The sequence below is a fragment of the Amycolatopsis lurida genome, from assembly GCF_900105055.1.
GTDB lineage: Bacteria > Actinomycetota > Actinomycetes > Mycobacteriales > Pseudonocardiaceae > Amycolatopsis > Amycolatopsis lurida.
In genome coordinates, this window is sequence record NZ_FNTA01000004.1 from 7,076,040 (window position 1) to 7,096,846 (window position 20,807).

Annotated in this window: 21 protein-coding genes; 11 read left to right on the plus strand and 10 right to left on the minus strand. The window is 68.8% G+C overall.

Annotated elements, in window-relative coordinates; genetic code table 11:
* The first annotated feature begins 8 nt into the window (after positions 1-8).
* The 3 genes from BLW75_RS38560 (at position 9) to BLW75_RS38570 (ending at position 2,668) form a co-directional block, all read left to right on the plus strand.
* Positions 9-464 (plus strand): (2Fe-2S)-binding protein, encoded by a 456-nt coding sequence (locus BLW75_RS38560; RefSeq protein WP_034324549.1) that lies wholly within the window; start codon positions 9-11, stop codon positions 462-464.
* A 140-nt stretch (positions 465-604) separates the two neighbouring features.
* Positions 605-1,846: a PucR family transcriptional regulator gene (locus BLW75_RS38565; RefSeq protein WP_034324547.1), complete on the plus strand. Its 1,242-nt coding sequence runs from the start codon at positions 605-607 to the stop codon at positions 1,844-1,846.
* A 9-nt stretch (positions 1,847-1,855) separates the two neighbouring features.
* Entirely contained in the window at positions 1,856-2,668 is an 813-nt protein-coding gene (locus BLW75_RS38570) for an aldo/keto reductase (RefSeq protein ID WP_034324545.1), read from the plus strand.
* Between the two features lie 303 nt (positions 2,669-2,971).
* On the opposite strand, the gene BLW75_RS38575 is transcribed toward BLW75_RS38570, so the two are convergent.
* From BLW75_RS38575 to BLW75_RS38585, 3 genes are read right to left on the minus strand one after another with little or no spacing between them, the layout of a single operon-like run.
* A complete protein-coding gene (locus BLW75_RS38575; RefSeq protein ID WP_034324542.1) occupies positions 2,972-3,715 on the minus strand; it encodes a class I SAM-dependent methyltransferase in 744 nt (247 codons plus the stop codon).
* 49 nt (positions 3,716-3,764) lie between these two features.
* Positions 3,765-4,799, minus strand: a complete 1,035-nt coding sequence (gene mgrA / locus BLW75_RS38580; RefSeq protein WP_034324539.1) for an L-glyceraldehyde 3-phosphate reductase — start codon at positions 4,797-4,799, stop codon at positions 3,765-3,767.
* On the minus strand, positions 4,796-5,755 hold the full coding sequence (locus BLW75_RS38585) for a helix-turn-helix transcriptional regulator (protein WP_241784206.1): 960 nt from the start codon (positions 5,753-5,755) through the stop codon (positions 4,796-4,798). Before BLW75_RS38585 ends, mgrA begins: the two co-directional genes overlap by 4 nt.
* Positions 5,756-5,817: 62 nt before the next feature.
* Between BLW75_RS38585 and BLW75_RS38590 the strand changes: the two genes are divergently transcribed.
* From BLW75_RS38590 to BLW75_RS38600, 3 genes are read left to right on the plus strand one after another with little or no spacing between them, the layout of a single operon-like run.
* Positions 5,818-7,257, plus strand: coding sequence for an MFS transporter (locus tag BLW75_RS38590; RefSeq protein ID WP_091599263.1), 1,440 nt, complete (start codon positions 5,818-5,820; stop codon positions 7,255-7,257).
* A gap of 21 nt (positions 7,258-7,278) precedes the next feature.
* The gene (locus BLW75_RS38595; protein WP_034324536.1) at positions 7,279-8,160 is read left to right on the plus strand and encodes an AAA family ATPase; all 882 of its coding nucleotides are present in this window, start codon (positions 7,279-7,281) and stop codon (positions 8,158-8,160) included.
* Positions 8,157-9,506, plus strand: coding sequence for a vWA domain-containing protein (locus tag BLW75_RS38600; protein ID WP_034324534.1), 1,350 nt, complete (start codon positions 8,157-8,159; stop codon positions 9,504-9,506). The genes BLW75_RS38595 and BLW75_RS38600 overlap by 4 nt, the downstream gene beginning before the upstream one ends.
* Here BLW75_RS38600 and BLW75_RS38605 read toward each other — a convergent pair.
* Complete coding sequence (locus BLW75_RS38605) at positions 9,503-10,324, minus strand: lytic transglycosylase domain-containing protein (RefSeq protein ID WP_241784204.1); 822 nt, start codon at positions 10,322-10,324, stop codon at positions 9,503-9,505. The genes BLW75_RS38600 and BLW75_RS38605 overlap by 4 nt on opposite strands.
* Before the next feature lie 274 nt (positions 10,325-10,598).
* On the opposite strand from BLW75_RS38605, the gene BLW75_RS38610 reads away from it, so the two are divergent.
* Positions 10,599-12,302 carry a cellulase family glycosylhydrolase gene (locus BLW75_RS38610; RefSeq protein WP_241784202.1) on the plus strand — a complete coding sequence of 568 codons (1,704 nt, stop codon included), beginning with the start codon at positions 10,599-10,601 and terminating at the stop codon, positions 12,300-12,302.
* Positions 12,303-12,362: 60 nt separating this feature from the next.
* On the opposite strand, the gene add is transcribed toward BLW75_RS38610, so the two are convergent.
* Complete coding sequence (add, locus tag BLW75_RS38615; RefSeq protein WP_091599272.1) at positions 12,363-13,346, minus strand: adenosine deaminase; 984 nt, start codon at positions 13,344-13,346, stop codon at positions 12,363-12,365.
* A gap of 151 nt (positions 13,347-13,497) precedes the next feature.
* Between add and BLW75_RS38620 the strand changes: the two genes are divergently transcribed.
* Positions 13,498-13,716 (plus strand): antitoxin, encoded by a 219-nt coding sequence (locus BLW75_RS38620; protein ID WP_016335889.1) that lies wholly within the window; start codon positions 13,498-13,500, stop codon positions 13,714-13,716.
* Here BLW75_RS38620 and recQ read toward each other — a convergent pair.
* The 3 genes from recQ to BLW75_RS38635 are packed head-to-tail and all read right to left on the minus strand — an operon-like array spanning position 13,713 to position 16,766.
* Complete coding sequence (recQ, locus tag BLW75_RS38625; RefSeq protein ID WP_034324414.1) at positions 13,713-15,545, minus strand: DNA helicase RecQ; 1,833 nt, start codon at positions 15,543-15,545, stop codon at positions 13,713-13,715. The genes BLW75_RS38620 and recQ overlap by 4 nt on opposite strands.
* Positions 15,546-15,593: 48 nt before the next feature.
* Positions 15,594-16,415, minus strand: a complete 822-nt coding sequence (locus BLW75_RS38630; protein ID WP_034324418.1) for an SMI1/KNR4 family protein — start codon at positions 16,413-16,415, stop codon at positions 15,594-15,596.
* Positions 16,416-16,424: 9 nt separating this feature from the next.
* Positions 16,425-16,766 carry an ArsR/SmtB family transcription factor gene (locus tag BLW75_RS38635; RefSeq protein WP_034324421.1) on the minus strand — a complete coding sequence of 114 codons (342 nt, stop codon included), beginning with the start codon at positions 16,764-16,766 and terminating at the stop codon, positions 16,425-16,427.
* 98 nt (positions 16,767-16,864) lie between these two features.
* On the opposite strand from BLW75_RS38635, the gene BLW75_RS38640 reads away from it, so the two are divergent.
* Both BLW75_RS38640 and BLW75_RS38645 read left to right on the plus strand, forming a co-directional pair.
* Positions 16,865-17,377 carry a mycothiol transferase gene (locus BLW75_RS38640; RefSeq protein WP_034324423.1) on the plus strand — a complete coding sequence of 171 codons (513 nt, stop codon included), beginning with the start codon at positions 16,865-16,867 and terminating at the stop codon, positions 17,375-17,377.
* 57 nt (positions 17,378-17,434) lie between these two features.
* Entirely contained in the window at positions 17,435-17,998 is a 564-nt protein-coding gene (locus tag BLW75_RS38645; RefSeq protein ID WP_241784185.1) for a hypothetical protein, read from the plus strand.
* On the opposite strand, the gene BLW75_RS38650 is transcribed toward BLW75_RS38645, so the two are convergent.
* A complete protein-coding gene (locus tag BLW75_RS38650; protein WP_034324429.1) occupies positions 17,995-18,864 on the minus strand; it encodes a hypothetical protein in 870 nt (289 codons plus the stop codon). The two genes, BLW75_RS38645 and BLW75_RS38650, sit on opposite strands and share 4 nt — an antisense overlap.
* A gap of 287 nt (positions 18,865-19,151) precedes the next feature.
* Between BLW75_RS38650 and BLW75_RS38655 the strand changes: the two genes are divergently transcribed.
* Positions 19,152-20,102: a hypothetical protein gene (locus BLW75_RS38655; RefSeq protein ID WP_034324431.1), complete on the plus strand. Its 951-nt coding sequence runs from the start codon at positions 19,152-19,154 to the stop codon at positions 20,100-20,102.
* Here the strand turns inward: BLW75_RS38655 and BLW75_RS38660 are convergent.
* Complete coding sequence (locus tag BLW75_RS38660; RefSeq protein WP_034324434.1) at positions 20,092-20,718, minus strand: TetR/AcrR family transcriptional regulator; 627 nt, start codon at positions 20,716-20,718, stop codon at positions 20,092-20,094. The genes BLW75_RS38655 and BLW75_RS38660 overlap by 11 nt on opposite strands.
* Between the last annotated feature and the right edge of the window lie 89 nt (positions 20,719-20,807).

A 20,807-nucleotide genomic window follows, 5' to 3' on the forward strand; every position in this document is an offset into this window, starting at 1 on the left:
AGTTTTCGATGCCCAACTACACCTTCACGGTGAACGGGAAGACCGTCACCGTCGACGCCCCCGCGGATCTGCCCATGCTGTGGGCGCTGCGGGACAAGCTCGGCGTCCGCGGCCCGAAGTACGGCTGCGGGATCAACGTCTGCAAGGCCTGCACCAGTCACCTCGACGGCGAGGCGTTCAACCCGTGCGTGACGCCGGTGTCCGAGTGCTCGGGCAAGGAGGTCACCACGATCGAAGGCCTCGCCGACGGCGACGACCTGCACCCGGTGCAGGAAGCCTGGCTGGAGCAGGACGTCGCGCAGTGCGGCTACTGTCAGCCGGGACAGATCATGGCCGCGGTGGCGCTGCTGAAGAAGACGAAGAACCCGACCGACGCCGAGATCGACGCGATCCAGAACGTCTGCCGGTGCGGCACCTACTTCCGGATCCGCGAAGCCATCAAGAGCGCGGCCGCGAAGCTGTGAAATCCCGCCGGTGCGGTGGAAATCCCGATTTTCCGCCGTACCGGCGGAGCCCGCCCGCTTCGACAGGCCACCCGCGGGCAACTCGTGTTAGATGACGTCCCCAGGGGCTCGACGAGGAGTCCCTGCCCCGGAGGACGTCCATGCATTACCGAACTGTGCTCCGCGAAGGTTCGGCCGCGGTGGTCGCCGAACTGGCCGTGGAGGTCGAAAAGCACTTGCCGGCGCTCATCGACAGCACGGTCGGGCAGATCCGTGCCGAGATGCCGGTGTACCGCGACGCGCAGTTCGTCAGCCCCGCCGAACTGCGGACGTCGGTGCGGAACAACCTCGAATTCGTCATGCGGACCCTCCGCGGCACGGAGGAACCCGACCTCACCCAGGCGAGGGCCACCGGGCGTGCCCGCGCGTTGCAGGGCGCCCCGCTGCCGGAACTCCTGCGGGCCTATCGGATCGGCCTCACCGAGGTGTGGAACCGGTTCGTCGACCTGACCGCTTCGGGTGAGCACCAGGACCTCCGCGGCCTCGTCGCCGCGACGTCGACGATCTGGGCGCTGATCGACGACTACGCCGAGGCGCTGACGACGACGTACCGGGACACCACCGCCGAAGTCATGCTGGCGCACCAAAGCAGACGCTCCGCGTTGGTCGAGGCGTTGTTCGCCGGTGGCGCGGCCACCGAGGGCACGCTGTGGGACATCGCGCGCGTGCTGGAACTCTCGCTCGACGGGACGTATGTGGTCGTCGCCGCCGAGACCCCGCGCGTCGGACACGAACCGTTGCCCCAGATCGAAAACCGGCTCCGCGAACGGCATCACGCGTCCGCCTGGCGGCTCACTCCGGACCTGCAGGTCGGCGTGGTCTCGATGCGGGATCCGGCGGCGTCTCAGGTGATCATCGAGCTGTTACGGGAGAACCAGACCGGCCGGATCGGCGTCAGCCCGGTGTTCACCGGCCTCGGGAACACTTCCCGCGCGCTGCACCTCGCTCGTGTCGCGCTCTCCAGCCTGATGCCGGGGTCGACGGGAATGGTGCAGTTCAACGAATCCCCGCTGGCCGGGCTCGTCGCCAGCGCGCCGGAAGCGTCGGTCCAGCTCGCGCACCACGTGCTGCGGCCGATCCTGGACCTGCCCGGCGACGACCGGAACGTGCTCCTGCTGACGTTGCGGGCGTGGTTCGAATGCCAGGGCTCCACGAAACTGACGTCCGAGCGGATGTTCTGTCACCCCAACACGATCCGGCACCGGCTGAAGCGGATTTCCGAGGAACTGGGGCGTTCGCTGACCGACCCGGCCGACATCGCCGAACTCGGCGCGGCCCTGCGCGCGCTCCACATGTTCCCGGACACCTCGCATTTGCCCTCGCCGAGGGATCCGCTGCGCTAGGTTTCTCCCATGGAACAGTTCGCCATCGGCGGAGACCTGCCCGTACGCCGGATCGGTTTCGGTGCCATGCGCCTGCCGACCGAAGCCGGTCCCGCGCGTGAGGCGTCCATCGCCTTGGCGCGAAGGGCCGTTGAGCTCGGCATCACCCTGATCGACACCGCGCACCTGTACGGCGGCGGCGCCAACGAGGAACTGCTCGCCGAAGCGCTGTATCCGTACCCGGACGACCTGGTGGTCACCACCAAGGTCGGCGTCGTGCGGACCGGCGACGACTGGAAGTACGACGCACGCCCGGAATCGCTGCGGGTGCAGGTCGACGAGGGCCTGCGGCGGTTGCGCGTCGAGCGGATCGAGCTGCTGCAGTTGCACCGCCTCGACCCCGAAACCCCGCTGGCCGACCAGCTCGGCGCACTGCGGGACCTGCGCGACGAAGGCAAGATCGGCCGGATCGGGCTGTCCGAAGTCACTGTGGACGAACTCGCGCGGGCACGGGAGATCGTGGACATCGCGAGCGTGCAGAACCGCTACAGCCTCCTGGACCGCTCGTACGAAGCGGTGCTGGACGCGTGCGAGGCGGCCGGGATCGCTTTCCTGCCTTGGCGTCCGGTGCTCGGCGCCGCGTCCGAGGCCGGATCCGAGCTCGTCGCCGTCGCCGCCGAACTGGGAGTGACCACGGCGCAGGTCGGGCTCGCGTGGCTGCTCGTGCGGTCGCCGGTGATCCTGCCGATCCCCGGGACGGCGAACATCGCGCACCTTGAGGAGAACTTCGCCGCGGGGGACGTGAAGCTGACCGCCGAGCACCTGGAGCGTTTGTCCTCGTGAGGGGCTGAGGGGGAGGCAAACGTGGCGTTCGGGGCGCCGCGCTCACCGGTCCGTGAAGGCCTCCTTGCCTACCCTGAAGGTAGGGAAGGGCCCTTCACTACCAGCCGATGTGGGCCGTCCCTGTCGCGAAAGTGGCTTTCGCGACACGCCCGATTTGCCTTACCCCTCAAGAGAACCGGCTTAACGGCCCACGAGGTTGGACCGGCACGGTGCCTGAGGTACATGAAGGCCCCCTTCCTTGCGCCAGGCGCAAGGAAGGGGGCCTTCATGTACCTGGCGAGGTGTGACTGCGGACCAACCGGACTAGAGCTTGACGGCCTCCACGAGCACCCGCCGCGAGTGCGCGACGAACTTCCCGTCGGTCTCGATGATCCGATGCAGCTCCGCGAGCCTGTCACGGTAAGTCTCGACCTCGAACCCCGGCACGATCCAGATCACCTTCCGGAGGAAGTGGACGACGGCGGCGAGGTCGAAGAACTCCATCCGCAGCTTCGCCGGTTCGAGGCGCTCGACGCGCAGCCCGACGGCCTCCGCCTCGACGCGGAGGACGTCGGGCGTCCAGCCGCCGTAGTCCTGCGGGCCGAGGAAGAATTCCTTCAGCTCCCGCACGGTTCCGGCGCCGATCTGTTGCGACAGAAAGGTTCCGCCCGGGCGCAGCACGCGGGCGATCTCCCGCCACGGGTTCGCGATCGGATGGCGGCTGGTCACCAGATCGAAGGACTCGTCAGGGAACGGCAGAGGCGCGTCGTGCTCGGCCTCGACCACCTCACCGCCCAGCGGTGCGAGGTTCCTCCGGGCGACCTCGACGTTCGGCGGCCAGCCTTCGGTGGCGGCGAGGACCGGCGGCGGTTCCGGGACGCCCGCGAGCACCTCGCCGCCGCCGGTCTGCAGGTCCAGCCCGGCGGCGGCCTTCGCCATCCGCTCGCCGAGGAGCCGCGAGTAACCCCACGGCGGCCGCTCCTCGGTGGCCCGGCCCTCGAACCACGAGAAGTCCCAGCCTGCGACCGGGACGGCCTCTCCTTCGGCGAGCAGTTCTTCGAACGTCATATCCGCAGTCTCGGCGCCCCAGCCCGGCGGAGCAACGCGATTTCGGGTGTCATCCGGCGTCGGTCGAGCGCTTCCAGAGGTTGATGTCGGCCTCGGTGGCGTAGCGGTCGATCTCGGCCAGCTCTTCGTGGGTGAAGTGCAGGTTCTTCAGCGCGCCGACGTTGTCCTCCAGTTGGGCGACGCTGCTCGCGCCGATCAGCACCGACGTCATCCGCGGGTCGCGCAGTCCCCACGCGAGCGCGAGCTGCGCCAGCGTCTGCCCGCGCCGCTGGGCGATCTCGTTCAGCGCCCGGATCTTGCCGAGGGTGTTTTCGGTGATCGTGTCCGGGTTGAGCGACTTCCCTTGCGCCGCACGGGAATTCTCGGGAACCCCGTCGAGGTAGCGGCTGGTCAGCAGTCCCTGTGCCAGCGGCGAGAACGCGATGCAGCCCGCGCCTTCGGCTTCGAGCGTGTCGAGCAGTTTGTCGCCTTCGAGCCAGCGGTTGAACATCGAGTACGACGGCTGGTGGATGAGCAGCGGGGTGCCCAGTTCGCGCAGGAGCCGCGCGGCCTCCGCGGTCTTCTCCGACGAGTACGACGAGATGCCGACGTACAGCGCGCGTCCGGAGCGGACGGCGGTGTCGAGCGCGCCGACCGTCTCTTCGAGCGGAGTCTCGGGGTCGAAACGGTGCGAGTAGAAGATGTCGACGTAGTCCAGGCCCATCCTGCCGAGCGACTGGTCCAAAGAGGACAGCAGGTACTTGCGCGAGCCCCATTCGCCGTACGGGCCGGGCCACATGTCGTAGCCCGCCTTGGTCGAGATGACCAGTTCGTCACGGTAGGGCTTGAAATCCGAAGCCAGCAGCCTGCCGAAGTTCTCCTCGGCCGAACCGTAGGGCGGGCCGTAGTTGTTGGCGAGGTCGAAATGGGTGATGCCCAGGTCGAACGCGCGCCGCGCGATGTCCCGCTGGGTGCCCAGCGGCTTGTCGTTCCCGAAGTTGTGCCACAGGCCCAGCGAGATCGCGGGCAGCTTCAGGCCACTGCGCCCGGTGCGGCGGTAGGGGATGCTCTCGTATCGGCCCTCGGCCGCGACATAGGTGCTCACGGCCCGATGCTAGCCGCCGTGAAGAGTGCGGCGACGGACGCGAGGTGATCTTTGAACGCCGAAGGGCTCTCGACCTCGAAGGGCACGCCGATGGCGGCGAGGATCAGGACGGGCCAGTCGAAGGTGTCGACGTTCATCGTCAGACGGCAGGAAGTCTCGTCGATCGCTTCGAGCGCGCCACCGAGGTACCGCACCGCCGACTCGACCCGGTCTTTCGGCGCCTCGACCCGGACGACCAGCGTATGCGTGGTCGGCCTCGCCTTGATCTGGGCTTCGACGAATTTGACCGCGTCGCCGCCGGGGATCTCGCGCGGCCGATAGCGGGCGCCGGTGGTGCGAGGCTCGCTGAGCCTGTCGACGCGGAACGTGCGCCAATCCACCCGGTCGAGGTCCCACGCCACCAGGTACCAGCGCCGTCCCAGCGAGACGAGCCGGTGCGGCTCGACCAGCCGCGCGGACTCCTCGCCGCCGCGTGCCGCGTAATCGAACTTCAGCCGCTCGTCGTCCCGGCACGCCTGCGCGATCACCGTCAGGCTGGCCGCGTTGACCCGTGGACCCGTGACGGCCGCCGGCGTCGTGTACGCCTGGAGCGCGTCGACACGTCTGCGTAGCCGGGGCGGCATCACCTGGACGACCTTCGTCAGCGCCCGGACGGAGGTCTCCTCGATGCCCTCCACCGAACCGCTCGCCGCCGTCCGCAGGCCCACCGCGATCGCCACGGCCTCTTCGTCGTCCAGCAGCAGGGGAGGCATGACCGTACCCGATCGCAGCTGGTACCCGCCCGCCACGCCGCGGCTCGCGTTGACCGGATAACCCAGCTCGCGCAGCCGTTCGACGTCGCGCCGCAGCGTCCGCTCGCTCACCTCCAGCTTGTCGCTCAGTTCGATCCCCGACCAGAAGCGGTGTGTCTGCAGCAAGGACAGCAGCCGCAGCATCCGCGCACTCGTGTTCGCCATGAATCCAGGTTCGCTCGCATTCCGGTCAGAAAGTGGCCGGAATTGACTTTACCGTTGTTCCCATGACGATGACACTGGACACCCCGAGCGGTGTGACCACGGAAAACGTGGAGAAGTCCTACCGCTGGCGCTGGCCAGCGCTGTTCGTGATCCTGACCGGCTCGGTGATGGAACTGCTCGACATGACGGTCACGAGCATCGCCGGACCGGTCATGCGGTCCTCGCTCGGTGGCGGCACCGCGATGATCCAGTGGCTCGGCGTCGCCTACACCCTCGCGATGGTGTCCGGCCTGCTCACCGGCGGGCGGCTCGGCGACATCTTCGGCCGCAAGCGCATGTTCCTGATCGGCGCGATCGGCTTCGTCGGCGGCTCGCTGTTCTGCGCGGTCGCGGTGAACCCGGAAATGATCATCACCGCGCGGGTGGTGCAGGGCCTCTTCGGCGCCGCGATGGTCCCGCAGGGCCTCGGCATGATGAAGGAGATGTTCTCCGGCAAGGAACTTCAGTCCGCGTTCGGCATGTTCGGCCCGGTGATGGGGCTCGCCGCGGTCGGCGGTCCGATCCTCGCGGGCTGGCTGGTCGACGCCGACCTCTTCGGCACCGGCTGGCGGATGATCTTCCTGATCAACCTGCCGATCGGCGCGCTGGCGGTACTCGCCGCGATCAAGTTCCTTCCCGAGTCCCGGCCCGGCGGTTCGCTCACCCTCGACATCCCCGGCGCGCTGCTCGCCACGACCGGTGCGCTGCTGATCGTCTTCCCGCTGGTGCAGGGCCGCGAGTACGGCTGGCCGCTGTGGACGTTCGCGATGATGGCCGCCGCGGTCGTGGTGTTCGGCGTGTTCGCGTGGTTCGAGAAGCGCAAGAGCCGCCGCGGCGGTGACCCGCTGGTCGAGCCCAGCCTGTTCCGCAAGCGCAGCTTCCTCGCCGGGATGGCGACCGGGACGATCTACTTCGCCGCGTTCTCCGGCTTCGGTCTGGTCTTCACGCTGTACCTGCAGTTCGGGCTCGGTTTCTCGCCGCTCAAGGCCGGGCTGACCGGCGTGCCGATGTCGCTGGGGATGATCGTCGGGATGGGCCTGGTGCAGGCGGTGCGCAAACACGGCCGCAAGGTGCTGCACACCGGCGCGCTGATCATGACCGCCGGCGTGGTCGCGTTGCTGCTGCTCCTCGGCCCGGAGACCGGACCGTGGCAGATCGCGCCCGCGTTGCTGGTGATCGGGATCGGCTCGGGCCTGATCATGGGGCCGTACTTCGAGATCGCGCTGTCCGGAGTGGAACCGTCGGAGGCCGGATCGGCGTCGGGGGCGCTGACGTCGCTCCAGCAGGTCGGCGGCGCGCTGGGGCTGGCGCTGCTGGGCACGGTGTTCTTCGACGCCGGGCCCGCGGATCCGACCGGCGCGGCCCAGCGGACGTTCTGGGTGGTCGCGGTGATGGTGATGCTCACCTTCGCGGTCGGGTTCCTGCTGCCGAAGCGGATCCGCGACGTAGAGTCGGCCGGGTAGGCGATCGAGCTGGGAGGCCGCGTGGCTGGGACCGGGTACTTCACATCCGTCGAAGACGTGACGGCGAAGCTCGCCGACACCGGCTACCTGGCCTCCGCGGCCGTCGCCACCACGGTGTTCCTCGCGGACGCCCTCGGCAAGCCGCTGCTCATCGAGGGCCCCGCGGGGGTCGGCAAGACCGAGCTGGCGAAGGCGGTCGCGCAGGCCAGCGGCTCCCGGCTCGTGCGGCTGCAGTGCTACGAAGGCGTCGACGAGTCCCGCGCGCTGTACGAGTGGAACCACGCGAAGCAGCTTCTCCGGATCACCGCCGGCAAGGACGAGACCTGGGACGAAGCCCGCAACGACATCTTCGGTGAAGAGTTCCTGCTGGCCAGGCCGCTGCTGACGGCGATCAAGGGCGACGAGCCGACGGTCCTGCTCATCGACGAGACCGACAAGGCCGACGTCGAGATCGAGGGTCTGCTGCTGGAGGTGCTCGGCGACTTCCAGATCACCGTCCCGGAACTCGGCACGATCACCGCCGGGCGCAAACCGTTCGTGGTGCTGACCTCCAACGCGACCCGTGAGCTTTCCGAGGCGCTGCGACGGCGTTGCCTGTTCCTGCACATCGACTTCCCCGACGCCGCACTGGAACAGCGCATCGTGCGGCTCAAGGTGCCCGGCGTCGACGACGCGCTCGCCGCGTCCGTGGTCAAGGTGATCACCGCGCTGCGGGCGATGGAACTGCGGAAGGCGCCCTCGGTCGCCGAAACCCTCGACTGGGCCAGGACCCTGCTGGCGCTCGGCGCGGACAGCCTCGGTGAGGATGTCGTCCGCGCGAGCCTCGGCGTCATCCTCAAACACCAGGACGACGTCGTGAAGGCGGACGCGCGGCTGGAACTCGGCAAGGTCCTCGACTCGTGAGCGGCGTGCCGGGCAGGCTCGTCGAATTCGTGGAAGCGTTGCGGGAGCACGGGATCCCGGCAGGTCCCAGTGAGACGGTCGACGCCGCCGCGGCACTTGAAGTACTGGGCCTGGCCTCCCGCGAGCAGATGCGCGAAGGGCTCGCGGCGGCGCTGGTCCGGCGCGGCGGCCAGCGCGCGGTGTTCGACGCGACATTCGACATCTACTTCCCGCTCGGCGTCGGCGCGCCGTCCCTAGACCCTGTCGAAGACCTGGCGGCCTTGCGGGATCGGCTCGCGGCCGCGCTCGCCGCCGACGACCAGACGGAACTGACGCAACTCGCCGGGCTCGCCGTCGACATGCTGGGGGAGTACGGCGGCACGTCGGGAAGCGGTGGCTGGTCGGCGCACCAGACGCTGGAACGGCTTCAGCCGCAGACACTCGTGGTCCGCGTCCTCGAAGCGATTCGCGCGGGCGGCCAAGAGGATTTCACCGACCGGCTGGACCGCGACGACGTCCGGCGGCGGGTCGAAGGCTTCCGTGGGCTGGTGCGGACCGAAGCCCGCCGCAGGGTGGCGGAAGTCCGTGGCCGGGACCGGGTTTCGCGGCACGCCGTGCCGCCCGCGGCCGACCGCGTCGACTTCCTGCTCGCCAGCCGCGCGCAACTCGCCGAACTCCGCCGCGTCGTGCAGCCGTTGTCGCGCAAACTCGCCACCCGGCTGGCCGCCCGGCGACGGCGGCACGCGCGCGGGCAGATCGACCTGCGCCGGACGCTGCGGCGCTCGCTGTCCACCGGTGGCGTCCCGATGCGGCCGTCGTACCGCCGTCACCGGCCCGGAAGACCGGAAATCGTGCTGCTGTGCGACATGTCGGGCTCGGTGGCCGGGTTCGCGAACTTCACCATGCTGCTGGTGCAGGCCTTGCGCGACCAGTTCAGCAAGGTGCGGGTGTTCGCGTTCATCGACGCGTGCGACGAGATCACCCATCTCGTCGACACCGGCGCCGCCGATCCGGAGGACCTCGGCGCGCGCATCCTCGCCGACGCGGAACTGACCCGCTGGGACGGGCACAGCGACTACGGGCACGCGCTCGGCGAGTTCGCCGAGCGGTACTCGGACGCCGTGGGGCCCAAGACGTCCCTGCTCATCCTCGGGGACGCCAGGACCAACGGCGGCGACCCGAATCTGGAGGCGGTGCGCGGGATCGCCGCCGCGGCGAGGCACACGTACTGGCTCAATCCCGAGCGCACCGCGCTGTGGTCCACTGGGGACTCCGAGGCGCACGCCTACGCGGAGGTCGTCGAGATGCACGAATGCCGGAACGTGCACCAGCTGACGCGGCTGGTCACCCGGCTTCTGCCCGCCTAGGGCTTCAGTGCGACCTTGCCGTACGCGTCGGCGTTGCTGAACACTTCCTGCCCGTACGCGGTGGAGTTGTTGTAGGTCAGCACCGCGGTCCACCAGCCGGCGGGGTCTCCGAGGTCGCCGCCCCGGGCGCACATGTACCGCGCGGTCGTCATCGCCGCGTCGTCGATGTTCTGCGGGTCGGGCGCGGCACCGTCGCCGCTCGCGCGGACGCCGTACCGCTTCCAGGTGGCGGGCAGGAACTGCATCGGCCCGACCGCGCGATCCCACTTCGCGTCGCCGTCGAGGGCGCCCTTGTCGGTGTCGACGACAGCCAGCACACCGGGGGAGCCGTCGAGCGGGATGCCGATGATCGGCGGCGTCACCACGCCGTCCTCACCGGCGCGGGAGCCGTCGTGCCGGGCGTGCTGGGACTCGGTCCGGCCGATCCCGGCGATGGTCGCCCAGGTGATTTCGCAGCGCGGAGCCGTCTTCGCGGTCTTCTCGGCGGCGTTGACGTAGGCCCGCAGCGCGCGTGGGGGGATGTCCGTGTTCTCCGACACCTTCGCGATCCAGGCGGCCTTCGCGGGCTCCGCGGGCAGCGGTCCGGCGTCGCCGGGGATCGCCGAACGGGGGGCCGGCTTGAGCGAGGGGACCTCGAACGCCGGCTTGACCGGCACCGGCTCGCGGTCGTTGAGGCTGATCACGACCCAGACGGCACCGGCGACCAAGGCGCCCACGACCAGCAACGCGAGCATCACGCAGCCACGCGGGCCACGTTTCCTGGGCGGCTGTTCCCACTGGTCCATGAGGTCCAGTGTCGAAGGGGACGAAGCGGTCACCGGTTCCACGGTACGTGACGGATGTGGAGAAGTTGTGTGGCCCGCCGTGCGGGTGACCCTGGCCACGACCCGCGATTCGTCACCTACTGGCGGTCCTTAGCTTGCGTAACTACCGCGAGTAGGTGACGAATCGCGGGGTGCGATCGCCCCTTTTGCCCGGTTGACAGTACTTCGGCCGGGTGGTGAGACTAGTCCGCGTTAGGAAGGTTTCTTAACGAGGGCTCGCCGCGCCCCTGCTTCACGAACGCAACGACGCTTCTGAAGGAGGCACAAAGTGGTACGCCCAAGATGGCGGGCGGCGCTGGTCACGGTGCTCGCGGCCGCCTCGGTCCCGATCTCCGCCCAGGCCGCTTCCGCGGCTCCCATCCGCTACGAATCCGAGAACGCGACGATCTCGCGCGGCGTGGTCGAATCCAATCACACGGGCTTCACCGGATCCGGCTTCGTCAACTACGACAACGTCACCGGCAGCTACGTCGAGTACACCGTCAACGCGGCGCAGGCCGGACAGCACACGCTGACCTTCCGCTACGCCAACGGCACTACCGCCAACCGCCCGCTCGACATCACCGTCAACGGCTCCATCGCCGTCGACGACCTCGGGTTCGCCGGCACCGGCGCGTGGACGACCTGGCGCACCGTCACCACCACGGTGAACCTCGCCGCGGGCAGCAACAAGATCCGCACCACCGCCGTCACCTCGAACGGCGGCCCCAACGCGGACTCGCTGTCGGTCGAGGCCAGTGGCGGCTCCAACGACACCGAAGCGCCGTCGGCGCCGGGCTCGCCCACCACGTCCAACGTGTCCTGCGGCAGCGTGACCCTGACCTGGCAGGCGTCGTCCGACAACGTCGGCGTCACCGGGTACCGCGTCCTGCGGAACGGGCAAACCGTTGCCACGACGGTGAATCCGCCCGCGACGGTGACCGGTCTCGCCGCGTCGACGGCCTATTCGTTCACAGTGGTCGCCTACGACGCGGCGGGGAACACGTCCGCGCCGAGTGCCGTCGTCTCCGCCACCACACCGGCGTGCGGCACGGGGACACCGGTGTCCATCAACGGAAAGCTCCACGTCTGCGGCGTCAAACTGTGCAACCAGTACGGCAAGCCCATCCAGCTGCGGGGGATGAGCACGCACGGGATCCAGTGGTACAGCCAATGCGTGAAGACCGCTTCGCTCGACGCGCTGGCCAACGACTGGAAGGCCGACATCCTGCGCGTCGCGATGTACATCCAGGACGACGGCTACGAGAGCAACCCGCGCAAGTTCACCGACATGATGCACAACTACATCGAAGAAGCGACCAAGCGCGGGATGTACGTCCTCGTCGACTGGCACCAGCTCAAGCCCGGCGACCCGAACGCGAACACCCACCTCGCCAAGACGTTCTTCACCGAGATCGCCCAGCGGCACAAGGACAAGGTCAACATCATCTACGACGTCGCGAACGAACCGAACGGCGTCAGCTGGGCGGACGTGAAACGCTACGCCGAAGAGGTCATCCCGGTGATCCGCGCCCAGGACCCGGACAGCGTCGTCTTCCTCGGGACGCACGGCTGGTCGACCTTCGGCATTTCCGACGGCCGCGACGAGAACGACATCCTGAACAACCCGGTGCGGGCCACCAACATCATGTACACATTCCACTTCTACGCGGCGTCGCACCAGGACGAGCACTACGACGCCTTGGCGCGGACGGCCGACAAGCTCCCGGTGTTCGTCACGGAATTCGGCACCCAGACCTACACGGGTGACGGCGGGAACGACTTCACCTACTCGCAGAAGTACCTGGATCTGCTGGCCGCCAAGAAGATCGGCTGGGCGAACTGGAACTTCTCCGACGACTTCCGCTCCGGTGCCGTGTTCAAGACCGGAACCTGCGCCGGGAACTCCTTCACCGGCACTTCGATGCTGAAGCCCGCCGGTGTCTGGGTGCGGGACCGCATTCGCACGCCGGACGACTTCCCGACCGGCTGACCTCTCGCATTTCGTCCTCTGGATGCGGTACTTGCACGCGCAAGGACCGCATCCAGAGGACTAATCGCGGTCAGACAGCCAGGCGTCGATCTCTTGGTGGATCGAACGCTTGAGCTCGGCGGGCGCGAAGGACGCGTCGACGGACGCCCGGGCGAGGCCGGCGAGCGCGAGGTCGTCGTAGGCGAACGCCTCACGAGTGCGCAGGAACTCGTCGGTCAGCGTCGTCCCGGTCACCGAAGGAACGTCGGTGCTGAGCGTGACCACGAGCCCGGCGTCGATCAGCCGGGAGAGCGGGTGTTCCTCGAACGAGGGAACGAGCCCGAGCGTCACGTTCGACGACGGGCAGACCTCCAGCGCGATACCGCGTTCCCGCACCTCGGCGACCAGCGCGACGTCCTCCAGGATCCGGATGCCGTGGCCGATCCGTTCGCTGTGGCCGACCTCCAGCGCCTCGCGGATGCTGGCCGGGCCGGCGTCCTCGCCCGCGTGGTGGATCAGGTGGAGCCCCGCCTCCTCTGCCTCGTCACAGATCCCGGCGAACGGCGCGAGCGGGTACTTCTCCTCCCCGGCGAGCCCGATGGCGAACACCCCGTCCGGCGCGTACCGGCGGGCGAGGTCGAGGGTGAGCCGGGCACGTTCGACCGGACGGCGGCGCGAGTGATCCAGCAGAACCCGCCAGTGGAGCCCGGATTCGGCCGCTCCCGTCGAGAGTCCTTTGAGGACCGACGCCAGCGGCATGTCCGGTTCGCCCAGTCGTTCGCCGTGCGAAGCCGCCGTGAAGGTGACCTCGGCGTAGCGGACGCCGTCCGCGACCTGGTCTTCACAGAACTCCCGCGCCACCCGTTCGAAGTCCTCCGGCCTCCGCAGGCAGGACCGCAGCAGCCCGTTGTAGTCACCGAACGCGCGGAAGCCGTCGAACACGGGTTGTTCCGCTGGTACGGCGATGCCGTTCGCCTCGCCGATGTCACGGAGCGTGTCCGGCCGGATGGTGCTTTCGAGGTGGACGTGCAGATGGGCCTTGGGCAGCAGAGAAAGATCCCGCATGAGGTCGAATTTAGTGGTCCCGGCCCTCGTCGCGCGCCCCGTTTTCGGCGGCCGGGTATCCGAAATGAGTGATTCGGCTCGCCGCGGGGAACCCTGGGGACACCACCGGTCGTTAGCAGGACACCAGACGACCCCGAGGAAAGGGACCACAGTGCCTCTACTGCGGAAGTTGACCGCCCTGGCCGGCACCGCCGGGGCCGTGCGCGCCTACGTGCGGAAGAACCCCGAGAAGGTCTCCAAGGTCGTGAACAAGGCCGCGACCTTCGTCGACCACAAGACCAAGGGCAAGTACCACAGCCAGATCGACGGCGCGGTACGCAAGGTCGACGGGATGACCGGGCGGCCGCCGCGCCGGCCTTACGAGCACTAGGCGTCGGCTAGCGTCTCGAGGATCTGCTCGCCGTATTTCGCGAGCTTGTTCTCGCCGACGCCGCTGACGGTACCCAGCTCCTGCAGCGTGGTGGGCCGTTTGGTGGCGATCTGGCGCAGGGTCGCGTCGTGGAAGATCACGTACGCGGGCACACCCTGTTCCTTCGCCGCCGCGGCCCGCCACGAGCGCAGCAGTTCGAACACCGGCGCCGCCTCGGCGGGCATGTCGGCGGCCGCGGCCTTCTTCGCGCTGGAGCGGGCCGCGGCCTTCGCCGCCCGCTCCGGCTCGCGCCGCAGCTGGACCTTCCGCTCCCCGTTCAACACCTCGGCGCTGCCCTCGGTCAGCACCAGCGAGCCGTAGTCGCCCTCGACCGCGGCGAGCCCCTGCGCCAGCAGCTGCCGCACCACGGCCCGCCACTCTGGCTCCTTCAGCTCCGTGCCGATCCCGAAGACCTTCAGCGAATCGTGCCGGTGCTGGGTCACCTTCGGCGTCGACTTGCCGAGCAGGATGTCGATGATCTGCCCCGCGCCGAACTTCTGGCGCCGCTCGTTCTGCAGCCGGACGATGGTCGAGAGGATCTTCTGCGCCGGGATCGTGCCGTCCCAGGTCTCCGGCGGCGCCAGGCAGGTGTCGCAGTTGCCGCAAGGCTCGCTCCGCTGCCCGAAGTAGTTCAGCACCTGGACACGACGGCATTCGACCGTCTCGCACAGCGCCAGCATCGCGTTGAGGTGGGCGCTCAGCTGCCGCTTGTGCGCCTCGGACCCCTCCGACATGTCGATCATCTTGCGTTGCTGGACGACATCCTGAAGCCCGTACGCCAGCCACGCCGTCGACGGCAGCCCGTCACGGCCCGCGCGACCGGTCTCCTGGTAGTAGCCCTCGACGGACTTCGGCAGGTCCAGATGCGCGACGAACCGTACGTCGGGTTTGTCGATGCCCATGCCGAACGCGATCGTCGCGACGACAATCAGCCCGTCCTCGCGCAGGAACCGCGACTGGTGTTTCGAGCGGGTCCGCGCGTCCAGCCCGGCGTGATACGGCACCGCCGGGATCCCGTTCTCCACCAGGAAATCCGCGGTCTTCTCGACCGAATTCCGCGACAGGCAGTAGACGATGCCCGCGTCGCCCTTGTGCTCGGTGCGCAGCAGCTCCAGCAACTGCCGCTGCGGCGAGTTCTTGCCGACGATCCGGTACTGGATGTTCGGCCGGTCGAAGCTGGCGACGAAATGCCGCGCGTCCTCCAGGTTGAGCCGGGACGCGATCTCGGCGTGCGTCGCCTTGGTGGCGGTCGCGGTGAGCGCGATCCGCGGCACGTCCGGCCAGCGCTCGTGCACCGCGGACAGCATCAGGTAGTCGGGCCGGAAGTCGTGACCCCACTGGGAGACGCAGTGCGCCTCGTCGATCGCGAACAGCGAGATCTTGCCGCGGTCGAGCAGCCGCACCGTGGATTCGACCGAGAGCCGCTCGGGGGCCAGGTACAGCAGGTCCAGCTCGCCGGCGACGAACGCGGCCTCGACCCTGTTCCGCTCGGCGTAGTCCTGCGTCGAGTTCAGGAAACCCGCGCGGACGCCGAGGTTGCGCAGCGCGTCGACCTGGTCCTGCATCAACGCGATCAGCGGGGAGATCACCACGCCGACGCCCGGCCGCACCAGCGCCGGGATCTGGTAACACAGCGACTTGCCGCCGCCGGTGGGCATGAGGACGAGCGCGTCACCGCCTGCGATGACGTGTTCGACGATGGCGTGCTGGTCGCCGCGGAAGTCGTCGTAGCCGAAGACGCGGTTCAGCGTTTCAAGGGCTTCCGAGGTACCGATGTCGGGGGCTGCCACCCGGACGATTCTAGGGGCGGGGTCCGACAGTCGACGCGCCCGCGCACCTCAGCGCGGGAACTCCCAGTCCAGCGCCCGGTTTCCGGTGACGACCGGCCGGTAACCGCCGTCGACGGGCCCGCCGGTCTCGAGGGCGGTGGCGGTCTGCTCCAGCAGTTCGGTCAGGGTCGCGGGCCGGTGATCGAAGCTCACCGAACCCTCGTGGTTCCAGTCGCCGAGCCGCCCGGTCCCGGTGCGCTGGTCGAGGAACAGCCCGTCGCCACCGCCGTCGACGGCGACGGGCAGGAACCGCCCGTGCCACCAGTAGCCGACGTTGTCGTCCAGCCCGCTCGACGTCAGCACGTCGCACATGACCTTCGCTTGGCTCGCGATGGTTTCCGTGGAGGCGAGGTGGTGGAACGGGGGCAGGGCGAAGCTGTCGCCGAGGCCCGAAACACCGTCGTGCCTCAGCAGGAAGGCGACGAGTTCGGCGGGCAGGGGGACGCCGGTCTCCCGTTGCGCCTGGGCGATCCGCGCGAGCGTCGCGGGTGGGCGGAGGCTCGCCGCCGTCTTCGGCGCGTTGGCCTTGAGCCACCGCTCGACGCGGTCCCAGGCGGCGTTCACCCGGCGGGTGGTCGCCTCGGGTACCGGATCGAGCGTGGCAGGCCCCTGACCCAGGCGGCAGCCGCTGTCGACGGTGAGCGTCGGCCGGGTCGTGGGCGCGGGCGCGGCGGTCGAGTAGGACGGCGTGCGCGGTGTCGTCGGCGGGGCCGCGTACCACTGCGCTCCCTTGTCCCGCCCGCCACGCACCGTGACCGCGAAAACGAGCCCCAGCACGATGACGACACTCGCGACGGCGACCACCACTGCGCGTCCCCAGCCTTTGCGCATGGGGAGAGACTAGTCTTCGGCGGCCTTCCGGCGTTCGCGACGGCCGCGCGCGATCTCGGTGGCGAGCGCGTCGAGCGGACCGGTCCAGAACCGCCGGTACTGGTCCAGCCAGCCGTCGATCTCCTTGAGCGGGCCCGGATCGACCGAGTACAGCCGCCGCGCGCCCTCGGCACGGACGGTGGTGAAGCCGTTTTCGCGCAGGACGCGCAGATGCTGGGAGACCGCGGGCTGCGAGATCCCGAACTCGGCGCGGACCACCGCGGTCACGTCGCCGGAACTCTGTTCCCCGCCCGCCAGCAGTTCCAGGATCCGGCGGCGCACCGGATCCCCGAGGACGTCGAACGCGTGCATCCGGCCACTATCACGGCCTGGGCTTATATAAGTCAAGGTTGTAAGGCAGGGGTCACCTTGCGGTGGCATCGTGGGCGGTGAGGCAGGAAGGGGATTCGATGAAACTGGCCGAAGTGGGGGCCGACGGGTTCGGCCGCGTCCAAGAAGTCGTGCACGAAGCCGTCGAGGGGCTGAGCGCCGATCAGCTGACCGCGAGCCCGGCGCCGGGCGCGAACACGATCGCCTGGCTGGTCTGGCATCTGACCCGGGTGCAGGACGATCATGTCGCCGGCCTGATGGGCACCGAGCAGATCTGGACCGCGCAGGACTGGATGGGCCGCTTCTCGCTGCCCTTCCCGGCGTCGGACATCGGATACGGACATCGCCCCGAGGACGTCGAGGCGGTCCGTGTCGGCTCCACCGACCTGCTGACCGGCTACTACGACGCGGTGCACGAAGCGACGACGGGTTGGGTCGCCGGACTGGCCGAAGCCGACCTCGACCGTATCGTCGACGAGGCGTGGGATCCGCCCGTCACCCTCGGGGTTCGCCTGGTCAGCGTGCTCTCCGACGACCTCCAGCACGCCGGGCAGGCGGCGTACGTCCGGGGGCTCGTACTCCGCGCTACGTAGGCGAGGTGCCGCTCCACGACGGACGACGGGAACGCCGACCGCGGAAACACTGGTCGCATGAGTACTTCCACAGTGCGGCGACCGCCGATGACGCTCACCCCGCGGTGGCGGAAACTCGTCCTCGTCGTCCATGTCGTTTCCTCACTCGGCTGGCTCGGGATCACCATGGTGAACGCGGTCCTGACCTTCACCTCCGTGTTCACCGAAGACGCCCGCCGCCAGCACGCGGCCATCCTGATGATGGACCAGATCGGCGGCTATCTCCTGCTGCCGGTCAGCATGACCGCACTGGTCAGCGGGATCGTGCTCAGTCTCGGCACGAAATGGGGCCTGATCCGGTACAGGTGGGTGGCGATCAAACTGGTGCTGACCCTGATCGCCGCCGGGCTGACGCTGTTCTCCCTGCTGCCGGGCATCCGGGAACTGGCGGCCGCGGCCGAGTCCACTATGGACGGTGCGTTCGTGGAGGCTGGCCGGCGCGTGGACGGGTTCTACCCGATCATCGTGTCCACCACGATGTACGTGGCCATGACCGTGCTGTCGGTGTACAAGCCGGGCGGCAAGACCGCCTACGGACGCCGGGTGACCGCCACCCGGGCCCGTGACCGGCAGCCGGCTTAGAACTGTTCGAGCGCTTCGTCGATCCGCTGGGCTTCGGCGCGCAGATCGTCCAAGACGGTCTGCGCGGCCGCGGTCTCACCGTTCGCCGTTTCTTCCTCGAGTTCGGCGTCGGCGAGCCGGCGCCGAAGCTCGTTCGCCTTCTCCGTGGCCTTCTCCGCCCGGCGCTCGGCGCGGGACACGTCGATCTCGGCCTGTTTGCAGGCCTTCGCGAGCTCGGCGGCCTCGCGCCGGAGCCGGTTGAACTCCGCCACCCGCTTCTGCTCGCGTTCGGCCTCTTCGCGGGACTTGGCGATCCGCTCCTCTTCGGCCTTCTCGGCGGCTTTCTGCTTCGCCTTCCGCCGGTCGTCCAAATGCGACACAGTGGCGGGTTTTTCGCGCTCTGGTGCGGGTTTCCGCTTCGGTTGCGGGACGAAGCCGCTGGTCAGCCACTGGTCGCCGGTGCTGTCCGCCCGGCTGCTCAACCGCCCGGCCAGTGCGAGCGCCGCGACCTCGGGGTCGGCCACGACGGCTTCGAGGGTGGCTTCGACTTCGCGGGCGACCGGCTCGCTCATCGAAGGTTCGTCGCGCAGGATCCGGTTCACCAGTTCCTGCCGCCGGCGGGCGAGATTGCGCAGGTCGGCGCCGGCCAGCGCCGAATGCGCCTTGCGCAGATCGTCGCCGAGGTCTGCCAGCTCCGCCAGCTCGGGGGAGCCCGCCCGGCGGTTGAGGATCGAGGCCGCCAGCGTGGGCTTCCGCAGGGCGCGGATACGCTCGGCCAAGGCGGGATCCCCCGCGGCTTTGGCCTCTTTCGCCCGCTGGTTGCGCACCGAGACGAACTCGGCCGGATCGCCGCCGTAGAGCTCGTCCGCGACCTCGTCGAAGTCCATCGCCCTCCGCAGGGTCAGTGGCCGGTCAAGGCCGGATCGGGTGGCCATGCTGCCGTTGCCGTACGCGTCAGCCGATGATCCCACGAGATTCCGGAGCTTTCACCTTTTCGGGGTTATCCGGCCACCTAGCGGATCGGGTCCTCCGGCGACACCCGCCGGACCGGTGAATCCGGACTGCCCGGAGCCGGTCGGACCAACGACAGATGGGCACTTTGGAGGTGGCTTCCTCCCGGTGGCGGAACAACGATGGTGATCAGGGGGAAGCCATCAGCCGCTGGAGGCACCGAATGTCCGTGACCGAACGCGTACCCGTTTCACCGCAGGCGAGCTTTCTCGGTTCCGGACCGTATCCGGAACACCGATGGCGGGTGGTCCTCTGGTCCGTCCTCGCGGGATTCGCGCTGACCGTGCTCTGGTCGGCGCCCTTTGTGGACAGTGTGATCGGGGACAGCGTCGCCAACACGCTGCTGGGACACGACGCCAAGGCGACCCCGATCGGCGGAGTGCTGGCCGGAACGTTCTTCGCGTTCGTCTCGGGGCTGGCCGGAACGTTCACCGCCTGCAACATCGCCGCTTTCGGTGCCGTGGCCCCGCTTGTCGGCGGACGAGCCACCGGGCGGCCGAAGTTCACGGACACGCTGAAGCCACTGGGCTGGATCGCGGCGGGAATGCTGACGGTTTCCGTGGTGTACGGCGTCATCGTCGCTCTCGTCGGCACCCGGATGCCACAGTTCTCGACGGCCTCGTCGTCCGGAGGGCTCAGCCCGCGGAACATCCAGTCGATGATCGTCTACGGCGTGATCGGGATCGTGTTCATCGTGCTGGGCCTGGCTTCCGTCGGCATCGTCCGCAACCCGATCGCCGGCCTCACCCGCCGGTTCCCGCCCGCGCCGCTCGTGCTGATGGGCGCGCTCATCGGCGGTTTCCTGATCGGCAGGCCGTTCCCGCTGTTCCGGATGATGTTCCGCAGCGCGGCCGAGAGCCACAACGTGTTCTACGGCGCCGCCGCGTTCGCCCTGCAGTCGGTCGGCAACATCCTGGTGATGGCGCTGTTGTTCCTTCTGCTCACGCACGGCACGGGCGGACGGCTGCAGCGATGGATGCTCGCGAAACCCACCAGGATCGCCGTGGTGACCGGTGCCGCGTTACTGGTCGCCGGCACGTTCACGCTGCTGTACTGGGATCTGCGTGTGCTGGGCCGGACGGGCGTCATCTGGTACCCGACGATCAAGTGGTGAAGAGCCGGGCCAGTACCTGCTCCACCGCATCCTGAAGGCACCTCGCCGCGTCCTCCCGGCCGGCGAGGTGTTTCAGCAGGCCTTGCTGGAATAGGCCGTCGAAGAGCGCATACGTCGTCGACGGGGAGAACTCCGCCGGTTTGCCCAGGAGTTCCGCGTACCGGGAGACGACCCGCCAGATCATCAGTTCGAGTGTCTCGTCGATGGCGAGAACGTCGGTCTGGAACAGCTTCTCGAACAGGCTCTGGTTGCGCAGGTCGTACCAGAGCCGGTGCAGCCGCGCGTTTTCACACAGCGTGGCCGCCGTCGCTGCTCCGAAAGCCGTTCTCAGTTCTTCGGCCGTTTCCGCCGTTTCGACTATCCGGTCGTAGCGGGTGACGCATTCGGCCTTGTACTGCTTGACGCAGTAGGTGATCAGCTCGGCCTTGTCCCGGAAGTAGTAGTGCAGGACCCCGTGGGAGAACTCGGAGTTCTGCGCTATCTCCCGCAGGCTCGTGCGCGCGTAGCCCAGCTCGGACAACGTGACCAGCGCCGACCTCGCCAGCTGCGCGCGCCGTTGGCCGAATCTGTCCACCTGGCGGGTTTCGTCACCGCTGCGGTCCGCCACGTCGGTCACAGTTCCCGGTCCCCGTCGCCTCGGGTGCCCGCCGTTCACGGGCACGTCGCCGGATTCTAGCCCGGGAAAGGGTTTTCTTGCGCCCGACA